11 protein-coding genes and 1 pseudogene are annotated in these 15,742 nt (G+C 36.9%); 1 reads left to right on the top strand and 11 read right to left on the bottom strand.

What is annotated here, in order from left to right; all coding sequences use genetic code 11:
- Positions 1-45 precede the first annotated feature (45 nt).
- Both FJQ98_RS27415 and FJQ98_RS09630 read right to left on the bottom strand, forming a co-directional pair.
- Positions 46-123: a DUF2196 domain-containing protein gene (locus FJQ98_RS27415; RefSeq protein WP_343069293.1), complete on the bottom strand. Its 78-nt coding sequence runs from the start codon at positions 121-123 to the stop codon at positions 46-48.
- A gap of 112 nt (positions 124-235) precedes the next feature.
- Entirely contained in the window at positions 236-430 is a 195-nt protein-coding gene (locus FJQ98_RS09630) for a hypothetical protein (protein ID WP_053593659.1), read from the bottom strand.
- Between the two features lie 203 nt (positions 431-633).
- Here FJQ98_RS09630 and FJQ98_RS09625 point away from each other — a divergent pair, with 203 nt between their 5' ends.
- Positions 634-999 carry a hypothetical protein gene (locus FJQ98_RS09625; protein ID WP_075807199.1) on the top strand — a complete coding sequence of 122 codons (366 nt, stop codon included), beginning with the start codon at positions 634-636 and terminating at the stop codon, positions 997-999.
- A gap of 441 nt (positions 1,000-1,440) precedes the next feature.
- Here the strand turns inward: FJQ98_RS09625 and FJQ98_RS09620 are convergent, their stop codons facing one another.
- The 9 genes and pseudogenes from FJQ98_RS09620 to FJQ98_RS09580 all read right to left on the bottom strand — a co-directional run bounded on the left by FJQ98_RS09620 (position 1,441) and on the right by FJQ98_RS09580 (position 15,652).
- Positions 1,441-2,565, bottom strand: coding sequence for a conserved virulence factor C family protein (locus FJQ98_RS09620; RefSeq protein WP_053593660.1), 1,125 nt, complete (start codon positions 2,563-2,565; stop codon positions 1,441-1,443).
- Between the two features lie 12 nt (positions 2,566-2,577).
- Positions 2,578-4,464 carry an ABC-F family ATP-binding cassette domain-containing protein gene (locus FJQ98_RS09615; protein ID WP_053593661.1) on the bottom strand — a complete coding sequence of 629 codons (1,887 nt, stop codon included), beginning with the start codon at positions 4,462-4,464 and terminating at the stop codon, positions 2,578-2,580.
- Between the two features lie 309 nt (positions 4,465-4,773).
- Complete coding sequence (locus tag FJQ98_RS09610; protein WP_053593662.1) at positions 4,774-6,195, bottom strand: anion permease; 1,422 nt, start codon at positions 6,193-6,195, stop codon at positions 4,774-4,776.
- Between the two features lie 628 nt (positions 6,196-6,823).
- Positions 6,824-7,438, bottom strand: coding sequence for an HD domain-containing protein (locus FJQ98_RS09605; RefSeq protein WP_053593663.1), 615 nt, complete (start codon positions 7,436-7,438; stop codon positions 6,824-6,826).
- A gap of 901 nt (positions 7,439-8,339) precedes the next feature.
- A complete protein-coding gene (locus FJQ98_RS09600; protein ID WP_277815927.1) occupies positions 8,340-9,017 on the bottom strand; it encodes an Rpn family recombination-promoting nuclease/putative transposase in 678 nt (225 codons plus the stop codon).
- Positions 9,018-10,061, bottom strand: coding sequence for an S-methyl thiohydantoin desulfurase domain-containing protein (locus tag FJQ98_RS09595; RefSeq protein WP_053593665.1), 1,044 nt, complete (start codon positions 10,059-10,061; stop codon positions 9,018-9,020).
- A 16-nt stretch (positions 10,062-10,077) separates the two neighbouring features.
- A complete protein-coding gene (locus FJQ98_RS09590) occupies positions 10,078-11,652 on the bottom strand; it encodes an OPT/YSL family transporter (protein WP_053593666.1) in 1,575 nt (524 codons plus the stop codon).
- Positions 11,653-11,914: 262 nt separating this feature from the next.
- Entirely contained in the window at positions 11,915-13,612 is a 1,698-nt protein-coding gene (locus tag FJQ98_RS09585) for a hydantoinase B/oxoprolinase family protein (RefSeq protein ID WP_053593667.1), read from the bottom strand.
- Between the two features lie 3 nt (positions 13,613-13,615).
- Positions 13,616-15,652 (bottom strand): annotated as a pseudogene (locus tag FJQ98_RS09580) (hydantoinase/oxoprolinase family protein).
- Positions 15,653-15,742 lie beyond the last annotated feature (90 nt).

Raw genomic sequence — 15,742 nt, 5'->3', positions numbered from 1 at the left:
GCATTCAGGGACAGTTCACCCTTGAATGCTTTTTCGCTTCTTTTATTAAGAGTGGATTTCCTGTACACGTCCAATCTGTCCATCTATTAGCCTGACTTTAATTCCGTGGGGAAGAGTGCCCAATTTGGTAAAAATATCTTAAATGATATCTCTGGTAATCTTCCCTTTTTCGATCCTTTTTTAACAATATCAACAGCTTTGCCTGGTAATATGTCTTTCCAATATTGTCCGTATATCAGACACCCATTTTTCTACGGGTATTGCTTGTTTTTTTCGTTTGCTGGCTTTTCATTTTTTTTGTTGATAGGTCAGCATTCTTTTTTCCTTTATTAGCAGAGGAATGGTTCTTTTTGTTTTCAAGCTGCTGTTTTACTGCCTCTTGCAGGCTGATTTTTTTTTGAGGTACTTCGGATTGATTATTCTTGGTCATAGGAAATGCTCCTTTTTGAATATGATAGTTAGTCCAGTATAATCTATTTTCTATTATTTGTGAAACTTTTCACTTTAACATACAACAAGTGAAGACGTTTTTTTACTAACGAAGCAGTTTAGTTAAATAAGAATTAGAAATAAAAAAACTACAGTATATTGAAAAAACCACCTTATCAATTTTATATAGGGGGTATATATAAATTGAAGAGGTTTATTATAAGTATTTTGTCTTTATTTCCAGTTCCTTTCTTATTTCATTTTTACGAATATAATAGTCATCTTGCTAGCCAACACGCTGATTTTTTGTTTCCGGTATTTCTAGTGTTCATTATTGTTGTAGGTATATCATCGAGAAACATTAAATTTCCTTTGTTCTTTGGCTTGAATTTTATTATGACCGTTATTTCTTTAATATTTGGCTATTTTTTTATAGTTGATGATGGAGGTTGGTTTAAACCTTTTGGCAGAGATGCCGCCATTATATTTGTTTCAATTATTTATATTTTAGGGCAATTAATTATAAGAGTATTTTGCAAGCAAGGTCATATTAACAGCCAAAGAAAATAGTAAATATGAAACGAAAAAAGTAGTTCCTGCTAACGAAGTAGTATTTCTGTAATATATAAACTGTTTAATTTTGCTAAATCAATAAAGTTTGTGAAAGAATGTACTTAAACTAATTTTAGTTGAAGAAGAAGATAACCAAACCAGAAGTAACAATCTTTGAGAAAACAGCCTAGTTTTAAAAACATCGTGCCGCTACTATATTTGAAGGTTAAAAGACAAATTGGAACTTCCGAAAGAAATGGGATGTATACAATTTCGAAACAACAAGTTTGTTTTATCATTTATCAAAGGTTAATATCATTAGAACATTAGTAGAGAATTTTACTTTTTACCAAAAGCAACAATAAAGAAAAACCAGCGTCTCTGTTGAACTACATTCATAGCAGAGAGCTGGTTTATTTCTTTTATCCCCATTAACGGGTCACTGATTAAAGTTTCAATTTATTGCTGGCGAGATTCTGTCATTTGCTTCCAAACAGAACCTTTTGCTTCCTCACCTTGTTCGATGCGGGCAATCGCCATTTTTACTTGTAGCTTCACTTCAAACTCTTTATCTTCTGCAGCAGCCTTCAATGTCGCTAAGGATTTCTCAGTACCGACTTCATATAAGTACATAGCTGCACGCCAACGAACAAGTTTGTTTTTATCCTGTAACGCTTGCTGCATCGCGTCCTCAAATTCCACGAAGCCAAGGTCACTCATACAATCTCCTGCCGTTCGACGTACCGCTGCACTTTTGTTCTGTAATGCCTTTTCTAAATATGGAACAACTGCCACATCCTCAATCATGCCTAAATAAACGGTTGCAAGTCGACGGATAGACATTTGCTCATCTTGTAACGCTAAATCTAAAAGCGGTAAATCATCTAGCTCTGGATCTGCCATTTGGTCAAGCAGTTGGAAACGTTTTTCCCATTCTGGTTGCTTAAACTGCGCAACAGTAATTTTTAGCTTAGCTGGCTTCTCAATAGTTTTCTCAGAATCATTAATCGTTGCAATAATCTTCGCCAAACGTTCCTCAGAATAGGTTACTTCGATTTCCTGTTTTACTGCTTCCGCAATTTCCTCAAGCTCTCCATAACGTACACCATAGTCAATCCATTTACGTTGGAAAATGTAATTTTCATCAACTGCTGTCTCACTAATTTTATTGAAAGCTTCCACAAAGCGCTCACCACAGCTTACACGGTGCTCATGTTGGTTATCAAATACCTTCACTTGAAGTGGTACTTGCTTATAAAACTGTACATGAACGTACACTTCACCATAAAATTCATTGGCTACTTGTTCATTGTTTACTTCGTGTACGTCTTCACCTAACACTTGGCGAATGCTTGCTAAAATACTTTCCCATGCATACTTTGCGTTACGCTCAACAGCGAAGAAATCTGCTACATGATAAACGCCTTTAACACCTTCAATTGCCAAAATCGCTGCTGCTTCACCAGTTGCTTCATCTTTATTATCCTTTGTAAAATTATAGCTTTTGCCAAAAGGTAACTCTGTATCAACGACAATCTTCATAGAATTAGGGCTTGGTGTCGGTTCAATTGTCATAATCTTCATGTCTATCGCTCCTTATCCATTTACGATTTCATCTAAATACGACCATCTTTCAATAAGATGCTCATATTGTGCATTTAGCTCATCTAGCTTCGCCGTTAATTCTTGTAGCTTTGTAAAATCAGCACCAGCGTTGGCAATACCTTCTTCTGTCTCCATAATCGCTGTTTCCGTCTTTTCTATGTCATCAGCAATCGTTTCCCACTCTTTTTGCTCTTTAAAGGATAATTTTTTCTTGTCCGCTTTAGGCTTTTCGGTCTTAGCTTTTTCGACTTTTGGCGCTTCTACCTTTACAGCGACTTCTTGTTCACGTTTTTGTAAATATTCACTGTAAAGATCAAGCGACTCATCAACATGCCCAAGACCATCTAAAACCCACAGCTTTTTCGCAATTCGATCTAAGAAAAAGCGATCGTGGGATATAGTTATGACAACTCCAGGGAAATGCTCAATGAAATCCTCAAGCACACCTAATGTTTCAATATCCAAATCATTCGTAGGCTCGTCTAGTAACAGTACGTTTGGTTGTTCCATTAATAATCGTAATAAATGCAGACGTTTACGCTCGCCACCCGATAATTTACCGATAGGTGTACCGTGTGCATGAAGTGGGAATAAGAAACGCTCTAGCATTTGAGCAGCCGAATAGCGCACACCCTCTGCATCTGTGATATCATTTGAGGCTTCACGGATATATTCAATCATGCGCTCATTTTCATTCATTTTTGGTAGCGTTTGTTTGAAATGCGCTAACTTCACTGTCGAACCAACAAGAATTTCACCAGCATCAGGTGTAAGTTCACCTGCTAGCATGTTCAATAATGTTGATTTTCCTACACCATTTGCTCCGATAATTCCGATACGATCGCCCTGCTGTAGTAAAAATGAAAAGTTTTCAAGGATTTTTTGATGACCAAATGCCTTTGAAATATGTTCAGCCTCTAAAACCTTTCGACCGAGGCGTGTTGTTGCTAGGCTCATGTCAAGAGAAACATCCTCAGATTTACGCTCCAAGTTATCCTCTAACTGCTCGAAGCGCTGGATACGTGCCTTTTGCTTCGTAGAACGCGCTTTCGCTCCACGGCGAATCCATTTTAGTTCTGAGCGATAGCGGTTGCGATCTTTTTGTGTAGAGGCTGCTGTCATTTCCTCACGAATAGCACGAGCTTCTAAATAATCCCCATAATTCCCAGTATGACGGTATAATGTTTGATCAGCCAGCTCGTAAATATGCGTAGACAGTTCATCTAAGAAATAACGATCATGGGTAATAAATATAACGGCTCCCTTTAATCGTAACACCATTTCCTGTAGCCACTGAGTTGACTGCACATCTAAATGGTTGGTAGGCTCGTCCAATAAATAAAGATCTACCGGCTCTATTAAAACTTTAGCTAAAGCAACGCGCTTTTGCTGACCACCTGACAGTGTTAATACTTCTTTATCAAACATTTCAATGCCAAACTTCGTAAGTGCTGTCTTTGCAAGTGCATTGACATCCCATGCCTGCTCTTCATCCATACGATGCTGCAAGCTAAATAACGTTTTTTGTAAACTTTCTGAAGTCGGATTTAAGGCAAGTGCAGCAACCGTTTCCTCATATTCACGATTCAATTTTAAAATAGGTGAATTCCCTGTAAATACTGCCTGTAACACCGTTTCGCCGCTTTTAAAAGTAGGCTCCTGTGGTAAATAAGCAACACGGTATTTATTTGGGCGGTCAACTTCCATTGCATCCGCTTCGATTTCACCTGCTAAAATAGAAAGCAATGTGGATTTACCAGTACCATTAATGCCAATTAGCCCAGCTCGCTCTCCCTCATAAATCGTAAATTCAATATTTTGAAAGAGCGTTTTATCGCCCACTGTTTTCGTTAAATTTTGTACAATTAAATGACTCATTACATTTGTCCATCTCTTTCATTTAAGTGTTGTTTAGTATCCACACTACTTTTTATATGTAGTTTATTATTGCTATCCATTTTTATCATAACACCAAATGACAGGTAAACAAAGGACAACAAACTCTGCTTACCTATCAAAAAAAGCCTCCTCCATTAACTGCAAAATGAGGAAGAGCAAAGGTACCTGATGATGTGTCCCTCTAAATCACCAAACCAAGTCATATCCCTAATTATAGAATAATACTTAGTCACCAATAAAAATATCCGGATAGAACATATTTCTATCCGGATACAGAAGCCAATTATTTTACCAATAACCAAGAAGCTTCCACCACAGTCCTCCTACTATAACAAAAATCAGGATGGTAACAATGGAAACTACAAATCCAACTGTCCACCATTTCTTTTGGTCAATATAACCTGCACCAAAGAAGACTGGTGCTGGACCAGAACCATAATGAGTAGTGGCGCCAAATAAATTACTAAATGCCGCTAATAATATAGCTGCTAACATAGCAGGTGCTCCTGCTTGCAGCATAACAGATAAAAATGCTGCATACATCGCACTAATATGAGCAGTGGAACTCGCGAAGAAATAATGAGAATAGAAATAGACTAATGCTAATATTAAAACAGCCCATATCCAACTATACCCAGATACAAGTCCACCAACTTCATTACTAAACCATGGAATTAGCCCTAGTTTGTTCATATAAGATGCCATCATAAATAATGTTGCAAACCAGACAAGCGTATCCCATGCCCCTTCTTCCTTTTTGATATCTGCCCATGTTAAGACATTTAACAATAAAAGTAAGGAAAGACCTATTAGAGCTGATGTAGTAGCACTAATTCCAAAGTAGTCTCCGCCTATCCATAACGACAACACAACAATAAATACTACAACCATGCGCTTTTCAGAACTTTTCAGTGGACCAAATTCATCCAGCTTCTTTTTAGCGATAGCTGCTGCTTCTGGTGTTTCCTTGATCTGAGGCGGATAGATTTTATAAATAACATAAGGAACAACGATTAAAGCTGTTAACCCAGGGACAATCATGGCCACTGCCCAGCCGAACCAAGTAATAGTTACTCCAGCTGTATCACTTGCTAGCTTTACAATTAAAGGATTCGCTGCCATGGCTGTCATAAACATAGCAGACGTTATTAAATTCCCTTGAAAGCCTACCTTTAAAAGAAAGGCACCCATCTTACGCTCTGTCCCATCTTCTGGTTTAGATCCGAAGGTATGAGATAATGACTGGATGATTGGAAATATTACACCACCAGCACGAGCTGTATTACTAGGAATAGCTGGTGCTAATATTAGATCACTCGCAAGTAAAGAGTAAGACAGGCTCAAGGTTTTTTTCCCAAAAAGACGAACAAATATATAAGCAATTCGTTCCCCTAGTCCCGTTTTAATAAATCCACGAGAAATAAAGAAGGCAATGACAATCAGCCAAATTGTTGAATTGCCAAAACCACTTAATGTCTCTTCAATGGTTAATGTATTCGTTATTGCAATCATAGCCATAGCAATAAAGGATATAGCTCCCATTGGCAACGGTTTCGTTATAAACCCTATAATTGTCGCAACAAAAATAGCAAACAGATGCCACGCATTTTCCTCTACTCCTGAAGGTACTGGACAAATCCAGATAGCTACGCCAACAGCAAGGGTAATGAAGAAAGGAATCCATTTGACTGCGCTTTTTGCTTCTTTCATGATGTTAAAACTCCTTTGACGGTTACCCCAATGTATTTAAAAGGATATTTCTCCCACGATCTAATATTTGAATGAAAAATAGACCTAATTCAAGATCCCCATTGTCGAAAAAACATAAGTAATTATATATGTTTTATGTAATAGATGAAAAGAGTTTTTGCTCATTTTATAGAAAAAAAGGATTTCATTTCATCAATATTTTCCCCATTATGTTAATTTTTTAATAAAACTAGACATTTTCATAGCATTATTTACAATTTCACAGCAATTTGATATTCACGCATTAACATTTGACCTTTATCAACCTTTAGTTACTAATGATTCACCAAACTTTGATAAATCAATTCTCCCATGCATGACGATAATGTTGATTACCCATGAGACCAAATCAGTATGGTTAGTATGTATAAGATCCACTGAAAAGATACCTATCGTTTAAAATCGCTATTATGTATGGAAATCGCTATTATCAATCGAGCAAGACTCCGAATTACAGCTTGGTAAGGAATAAATCAACTGTAATAGAAAATTGCAACATAAAAAGGTATAAGCTCACTAGTAAATAGCGGCGCTCATACCTTTTTATGTTATTTAAAATTTACGTCTGCTTTGAAAAGCAGTGTACATCTTACTTACCTATTTCATTCTGTAATTGCTCTAAAAACTGTACCATAAATTGATGGCGTTCTTTAGCCATTTGCTTGCCTTTTTCGGTTGTCATTAAATCCTTTAGGAATAATAGCTTCTCATAAAAATGGGTAACTGAGGATGTATTTTTACTGCGATACTCCTCCTCTGTCATATCCGTACGTGCGTCCTCTTCCTCGTCGTATAGCTTTCGACCTTTAGCCCCACCAAAAGCAAATGTACGGGCAATGCCAATTGCTCCAATGGCATCTAATCGATCTGCATCTCGCGCTATTTTTGCCTCAATAGAGGTTGCTTCTAGCTCATTGCCGCCATTAAACGATACTTGTGCAATGCAATCTCGGATATGTTGCTTTTTCTCTTCACTTAAAGATAGCTCGGCAATTAGCTTATTTTCTTGCTCTTTACTATCGGTATACTTTTTATCACTAACATCATGCAACAGCACTACAATTTTCACGACCTCTGCATCAGCTTCCGGCTCGGTATGTAAAATTGCTAACGCATTTTGATAAACACGTTCAATATGTTGAAAATCATGACTAGCATCAAACTGCTCATAAATTTCTCGTACTTTGTCCATTAAATTGTTCATATTCTTTGTTCAGTCCCTTCGTATGTTATTATACTGTATTGCTTAGAATAGTTGGTAGCTAAGTAATCTCTAACTCAACAAAAATCAAAATGGATAGATGTTTTCAATTGACTAAGTTTTCAGAATATTATAAGATGAATGTACAGAACAATTTTGTTCTGTAACCTCACTATTTCAGTGGTGTACAAGAACTATGTTTTGACAGATTAAACAACTTCAGCGGGCTTACAATTGAATATTGTGTTGAAAGATGACGTGCGTATAGTGTAAACCAATCATCTAAAGAAACAAATAAAAGTGAACACTTTCCCTTAGAAATTCTTTGTTTTAACCCGCATAGTGAATGTACATGACGAAATAAGTGAACAAACAGTAAGCCTGTTTTCACGACCAACGAAGGCTTTGACCAAATGTCGCAAGCGTGTAATATTTTTATCATTAATTGATGTTACCTTCTTCTATTCATTGCCTTGAATATGTGTGAACGTAACTCCTCCCATTAATGGTAAATAGTACACCAATTTCTTGCCAACATTTTGCGAAAAGTCAAATCATCAGAGTCGTGCTAACAAAACTAGAGAATTCTTTTTTAGGCAACAATTTTTCCGAATTTTATTTAAGCCGTAAATGAAGTATTAAGTTATGAAGGAAGTAGGAACGATAGTTATGTTATGTAATACCAACCCGCTGAAGAAACAGTAAAAGCTGCCCATCTTATTTATTGTAGATGATGGCAGCTTTTATTGTTTCTTCAATTTCCATTTTAAAGACAATATCCTATCTCCCTTTTTCCTGATTCTTGTTATTTCCCATTTTCCTTCTAAAGCATTCCTAAGGAAAAAAATTATTCTGAACATGGGAGATTTTAGAGACATGACGAGCCTTGTTAGCTTTATCGTTATTAATCTTCACGACTTTGAATTAGCCTTTCTTTGATTTCTTCAATACGCTCCACAGATAAGCCTGTTATTTTACAAATAAAATCAATATCCATACCATTCGCTAAAAGTTTATTAGCAGTTTTTTCTTTTTCTTCTATTTTACCCTCTATTTTTCCTTTTTCGATTCCCTGTTGCTCTGCCATATGCTTTACATCCTCTAACTTTGCCTCTTCATCAAGGATATACTTTAAGCGTGATTGATAGGCAATAACATCTTCCTGTGATAAACTTAGCTCTTTCCAAACATTGAATGCCTGTAATAAATGTTCGTCCTTCACCGCTAGTTCCTCCAAATCACGATAAATTTTTTCATAGACCTTTTTCTTTCGTGCATCGACCATTCCTAATAACAATAACCAACGTGCTAAAATACCATCCAGTGGCTTAAGAACTCCTCTATGCCATTGTTCAAGGAATGTATTCATTTCAATAAAGTGCACTTCCAAAGCATCATCCTGTATAACTAATCGCTTTAATGTTTTATCCTCATACAAATGGAAGGTACTCTGATAATATGCACTTTGAGGAAACACCGTGAAATTATATATATTAATGGTAATCGTCAGTAGCAGTTTATGATACCCCATACCCTTTTGTAATTGTGATGTATAAAGTTGAGCCCAGTAAACAGCTGCTATTTATAGAACAGTTCCAATCACCTCGTCAATTTCTTGCAACAACGCCTTATTTTTCATCGTCGTGCTTAATTTTAAATTACGCTGATCGGCTTGAATAACAGCAACATGCATTCCTTCTTTTATGCTTGCACTAGGTACAGGAATCATTTTGTTCACATCAAAGGTCATAATAAGATCCGGAAATTTGGATTGGATGTTACCCTCTTTCGATAAAGTCATATACTCGTTCCAAAAAGTTAAATGAAAATCCTCTACAGTTAATTTACCTACATCAAAGCCACTTTCATTTGTTAATAAATAATCCGTCACTAGACCCGATACAATGTGCACCCCATTCAACTGACGAATGATATTTTCCAATTTTTCTTCGATTGTTTGTCCATTCAGGAAGCAATAGCCGAGCTGGATTGCCTCTGTAATTGCATTCGGAGCTCCATGTTCTTTTAAATAGCCAATTGTTACAGGGTTTCGAGTTACCCCTACCATCCCGCCAGCTAAAATAGAAGCATTACGGGCTGTCTTTGCTGTGTTTTGTAAATCACCTTCAACAAAGCCTTGAATCGCAAAATCATTTTTCCCACCCGCATAAAATTGAACAGATTTATAATCTTTTAGCTCGTGTAAATTCAAGGAACCCATAATTCCAGTTGGATGGGCTCGTCCGTTACAAGGAGAATCAACGACTGGTACGTCCAATAAAATCGATTGTAACCAGCCATTAATGGTCGTAATAGCTCCATTTTCGTTCGTAATAATCCCTTTTAATCGATTATTAGTATACGTGTTCATATTTCTATAGCTCCAGCAAAGCTGTTCATTGGAGATATATTGATTGGCTGCTGAAGGAGCTCCAACCATCGCCACACAAGCGACCAAATCCTCATTATTTAATTCCTTTATATCGATTAACTGAGGTGCACCGGCAGCAAATATTTCCTCAACCAGTTTTATGCCTTCCTCTAGGAGGCCACCTCCACCGCCTCCAAGTATTGCACCCCCATAGACAGCAGCAATACCATCCTCGTAAGATAGAACTTTTTCCATCAACAATTACTCCTTTCTATTTTCCTATTTTAAAAATAGAAGAGAAGAAACTATATAAAGCATCTCCAGCAATTACGCCTGCTGCAAATACAGTCATCTCAGATTCTCTCTTACCTTTCGTCACATAAGTGAAAATAATGCGAAGTAAAATACCTACTAAAACAGCCCATCCAGCAATAGGATTGATCAGTAATAAACCAGTTGCAAACAGGATACCCATTTGTCTCTTCGAACCACCGATAAGTTGAATCAATGCGCCTGGAATCGCCCAAATCAATAATTGTTTAGCCACGTCACCTGTCACACCAGATTGAATGGTAGCAGCATACACATGATTTACAGGTGCTACTAAATCTTGCGCAAAATAAGATTGGTAAGATAATAAAACAACAATGGCAGAAATAGAGAAAGCTATAATACCAGCGATTAGCTGCTGTTTACGACCTTCTTTTTCTAATACTGGATCACTACCATTTCCACGTAAAATAAAACCCGTTTTTAAATCATAGCCCATATCCGCAAAGGCAACACCTGTTGCTGCACTATATCCAGCTAATAAAGCGAGTGCCGGAGGTGGAAAACCAATTAAAATGCCGACAATAAGCGTTATAAATGCTACTGCAAATGCTGGGAACCAACCTGCATGCATGGCAGCAATACCAACAATTAATTCATGTACAAATGCAGCAATTGTTGCGAATACGATGAAGCCTATCAACATACCGAAAGACATATCTGACGTTAAACCACCCAAAAGCGCAATTAATACTGCAATGACTAAATAAGCAATAAACCCTGCACCAAAGCCCTGTCTAATCTCTTTCGAATCCTTCGAATATACCAACCCTTCTGTCTCTTTAGAAGGTTTCTTATTTAATAATGTAAAGCCTACTTGGAATAGCGCCACAATTCCAGCACCAATCATTACACCATGCGGTATATAATATTCGTTTAAATCTACATTAAATAGTTGAACAGAATAGCCCCTAAGTAAAAGACCGATTCCAAACATTGTAAGTGCCCAAATATTTCCGATAAACGCTACCCCAAAAGCTGACATTGGAATTTTAAGTACAGCTCCTACAACACCGACTAAAACGCCACCGATTAGAACCTTTGCGTTTTTACCACCTTTATCTCCAGCTTTAATCGCCTCAGCAGTTGCAATTCCTGGTGGCCAAGTACCTGCTGCTGGGAAAATCTTTGTATCAAAAAATTTAAATAATAATAAAGCATCAACAAACATCGCTAAAATAACACCGATAAACAATGGTAATACTAAATTTTCATAGCCTAAAACATATGGAATACCAATTGGTAACATTAAACTGCTCGCTGCACTAAAAGTTGCTGCTGATATCGCAGTTTGAATAAGATTTTGCCTATGAACGGATTTAAACTCTATAAGCTTACCAATAGGAATTCTTCCTAAAATCATTGCAAATATGGCACCAACAATTGATGTATTGGCCGAAATCCCTAAAGTAGTAATCAGTTGTAACCCAATTATTGCACCAATCACAGATGTAAAAACTACCATTAATAGAGTCATAGGCTCTAAAGCCCTAGGATGTAATACTTTATTATTCATTGAGTCAACTCCTATATATTTATAGTTTAGAAACGTGATATTGAGTTTGATGAGGAATTTGTTCATGCATATATTTCTCCCTCTGATCATCAATGCCATATACTAATCTAAAAATCGTAAGCAACAAATTCGGCTCATCATCATAACGGGACAAGTGTGCGAAAGCGAAGCGCCAGCAACACCAGGACGTTGGTTACGAAGGCATTGTTACAGAACGTGATGTATTTAGCCTTCGTTCCTCTAATATGCCCGCTCCAGCAACTCATTTGTGACGCTGATCACCGCCCAGGTTATAACCATACTGTTTTTCTGCTGCCTCTAAAGAAATATATTCATTTAACAAGTCTTTTTCTATTGCCTGAATACTTCGCTCGTTTGGATTGCCATAACCGCCACCTGTTGCTGTAACAAGCTCTATTCGGTCTCCTTTTTGCAACTCATAATTCGCTAGTACACCAACTGGCCCGAGCTTTGTACCATCTTTTTTATGAATCATTAAATAGTTATGTGAGCCTCCCTTTCCGCCATTTAAGCCAAATGGTGCAAATTGATGTCTGCCTAAGTTGACTGAAACCTTTTGTCCATCATGATTCACGGTATACACACGACGTACACCGATGCCGCCTCTAAATTTCCCAGCTCCTGCACCATCGCAGTTTAAGCTATATTCATCAATATGAATACCGTATTTTGTCTCCGCAATCTCAACAGGGAGGTTATAAGTTTCCCCATCGCCCATACAATATTGCCCACTTTGACCATCTTCATCATTTGACGCTCCCCAACCACCAACAGATGGCTCAACAATTAGGAATGACTCATCGTTGTCTGGATTTTTACCTGTTAAAATAAACGTACAAACAGACTGTAAATGTCCTGCTGAAAGTCTTTCTGGTAAGTGAGGTGCAAGTGCTTTCCAGATTAAATCTGCTGCTCCAATACGCGCCTCAAAATTCATCGAAACTGGGTGTGGTCGTTTTGCAGAAACAATTGAATTCTCATCTGTAATGATTGTTAACCGTTTAAATACACCTTCATTGATCACATCAATATCACCAAGTAACGCTAAAAACATAACTCTCACACTGGCCATTAATCCAAATTTCGAACAGTTTACGGGTACATAAACTGCAGGATGTGATCCTCTAAAGTCACAAATGAATTTTTCATCATTTATTGTCACCTTTACTTTGATAGGGTATGGTCCACCTTTTAATGGATCTCCTTCAATAAAATCTTCCGCATAAAACTCTCCTTTAGGCAATTGTTGTAGTTCAAGTTCAACAATCTTTTCACCCTTGTCCAATAATTTTTCAATGGACAACTTAACAGATTCAGCACCGAATTTCTGACAAAGTTCAATGATTCGTTTTTCTCCCGTTTTTAATGCTGCAACTTGGGCAAACATATCTCCTATTGATAGCTCTGGTAAACGAACATTCGTAGATATGATTTCATAGATTGCTTCATTCAGCTCGCCTTTCCGATAGAGCTTTACTCCTGGCAATTGTAAGCCTTCTTGATAGATTTCATTGGAATTACTCGTAAACGAACCTGGGTCCATCCCACCAACTTCTGTCCAGTGAGCTTTATTGGCAGAATAAGCGATAATTTCTCCATTGTGGAAAATTGGTAGTACTAACCCAACATCTGATAAATGCGATCCACCTCCAACATATGGATCATTAATAATGATGACATCACCTTCGTGTAAATCTTCACCATTCTTAAACTTTTCAATAACACGCTGAACCATTGGACTTAGCATTCCGATAAAACTTGTCACACCATTTCCTTGGCTGATTAAATTACCTTTTGCATCTGTTAAACCACAGGCATAATCTAATACCTCATATATCACTGGACTCATTGATGAACGAGCTAAGGCGACAAACATTTCATCTCCAATGGCTAGCAATGAATCCTGAATAATTTCTACGGCAAAAACGTCTTTTTTCATAACTTATTTCTCCCCCATCTCTACAATAATATTTCCATATTTATCTATTTCGATGGATTGTTTTTCACTTATAACGACCGTAGATGTAGGATTTTCAACAATTGCAGGACCAGAAATCACATATCCAGGTACTAGCTTTTGCTGATCATAAACATTTACTTTTACCCAACCAGTTTTCTTGACATACAATTGACGCTTCGATTTTATACATGTGGTAACGTCAATGTCTGAAAAATCTAGTTCTTTAAATTGAACTGCTTCATCTTTGCCATAAATAGTGAGATGTAAATTCACTAACTCAATTGGGGTATTTGGTAAATCAAAAGAAAACTCCTGTTTATGTTTAATATGGAACGCTTCCGCTAAATGACCTAGCTCTGCTTCATTGATTGCGATATTGGATGCACTCATTTTTACAGCGTGCTCTTGGCCTTTATAGCGTAGATCGTAATGAATTTCAAAATGATAATGATCTTTTGAAAGAGGAGCATCCTTATAGGCACTTTCAATAGCGTCATCGATATTTTTTTGAATGTCGGCTACATGATTTTTATCAAAGTTCATTAAATTTGTTTGGATATAATCTTGTCGGTATTCCGTCATCATCATACCTATTGCAGAAAAGACCGATGATCCATATGGAATTATCACTTTTTTCATGTTCAATTCTTCCGCTAAATTAATAGCATGTAGTGGACCACCGCCACCAAAGGCAACCATTGTAAAATCCTCTGGATCATATCCTTTACGAATAGAGATAAGCTTTAGAGCATTTAACATATTTGAATTCGCAATATCTAAAATTCCTTGTGCAGCCTCCTCAGCTGTAACATGAAATGGTTTGGCAATCGAAGCAATAAGTGCCTCCTCAATTTTGTTAATAGAAACCGGATTATCAAAGTTTTCTAGTGACAATCTTCCCAAATAGACATTAGCGTCTGTAATAGTTGGCTGTGTATTTCCTAAGCCATATGCGACAGGTCCTGGGTTAGCTCCGGCAGAATCTGGGCCGACTTTTAATGAACCAAATTGATCTACTCGTGCGATGGAACCACCGCCATTACCGATTTCCACAATATCCACGACAGGTGTTTTAATAGGATAACCTGCAAATTTTTCATTTCTTTCAATATAGTAATCTGTTGTTACATTTACTTTTCCATTTGTAATGAGCGAACATTTCGCAGTCGTTCCACCGACATCAAAAGCGATAATATTGGATTCATTTAATAGCTCTCCTAATTTAGCAGCTCCGAACATGCCCGCAACAGGACCAGATTCTACTAGGTTGATCGGCAACTCCATCGCTTTATCGAAACTGGTCGTTCCCCCATTGGATTGCATAATTTTTAAATGCTCTGTAATGTCAATCGTACTTAACTTTTCTTTTAAACTTTTTAAATATGCGTGTGCAATTGGTTTAACATACGAATTTAAGACAGTGGTATTTGTTCTTTCGTATTCTCTATATTCTTTAATCGTTTCGCTCGAAAGTGTTATATACACTTCAGGCCAAATTTTTATTATCTCTTCTTTTAGTTGAATTTCATGTTTAGGATTTTTGTAGCCATGGATTAATGAAATGGCGATTGCTTCTACACCTAATTCTTTAAATTTATTTACTATTTCTCCTACATCCTCAATATTAAGTGCTTTCATAATGTTTCTTTAAAAATCGATTCGCTCATCGATTTCTTGTCGTAAATAGCGCTCTACAAAAGGTGTTGGTTTTTTATATTTGAAATTGTATAAATCGGGTCGATTCCCGCGAGCAATTTCTAATACATCACGGAAACCCTTTGTCGTGATTAAACCGACTATGCCTCCTTTTCTTTCTGTTAACGTGTTAATAATGACCGTAGAACCATGAATAAAAGATTCGACCAGTGAATCTTCTGTTACATGTCGTTCTAATACGTTCAGTATGCCGTCCTCAAAATGGCCCGGAGTCGTATGCCCCTTGTCAAAATGAAGATTTCCCTTTTCATCTGTATACACTAAATCGGTAAAAGTACCGCCAATATCTGTTGCTATTTTCAAGTTTCCACCCCTATGTGTTTCTATTATCGATACAGCGTTTCTTTTTAAATTAAAATAAATTATATTTAAAATAAAAAGAAAATTCAATAT

The organism is Lysinibacillus agricola, assembly GCF_016638705.1.
Taxonomy (GTDB): domain Bacteria; phylum Bacillota; class Bacilli; order Bacillales_A; family Planococcaceae; genus Lysinibacillus; species Lysinibacillus agricola.
The sequence above is the reverse complement of the archived record's forward strand: the minus strand, read 5'-3'. Positions and strand labels throughout refer to the sequence as shown.

Coding starts and splice junctions, on each gene's coding strand:
- FJQ98_RS09630 (WP_053593659.1), bottom strand. CDS start 430: ATGACCAAGAATAATCAATCCGAAGTACCTCAAAAAAAAATCAGCCTG.
- FJQ98_RS09620 (WP_053593660.1), bottom strand. CDS start 2,565: ATGAAGATTATGACAATTGAACCGACACCAAGCCCTAATTCTATGAAG.
- FJQ98_RS09615 (WP_053593661.1), bottom strand. CDS start 4,464: ATGAGTCATTTAATTGTACAAAATTTAACGAAAACAGTGGGCGATAAA.
- FJQ98_RS09610 (WP_053593662.1), bottom strand. CDS start 6,195: ATGAAAGAAGCAAAAAGCGCAGTCAAATGGATTCCTTTCTTCATTACC.
- FJQ98_RS09605 (WP_053593663.1), bottom strand. CDS start 7,438: ATGAACAATTTAATGGACAAAGTACGAGAAATTTATGAGCAGTTTGAT.
- FJQ98_RS09595 (WP_053593665.1), bottom strand. CDS start 10,061: ATGGAAAAAGTTCTATCTTACGAGGATGGTATTGCTGCTGTCTATGGG.
- FJQ98_RS09590 (WP_053593666.1), bottom strand. CDS start 11,652: ATGAATAATAAAGTATTACATCCTAGGGCTTTAGAGCCTATGACTCTA.
- FJQ98_RS09585 (WP_053593667.1), bottom strand. CDS start 13,612: ATGAAAAAAGACGTTTTTGCCGTAGAAATTATTCAGGATTCATTGCTA.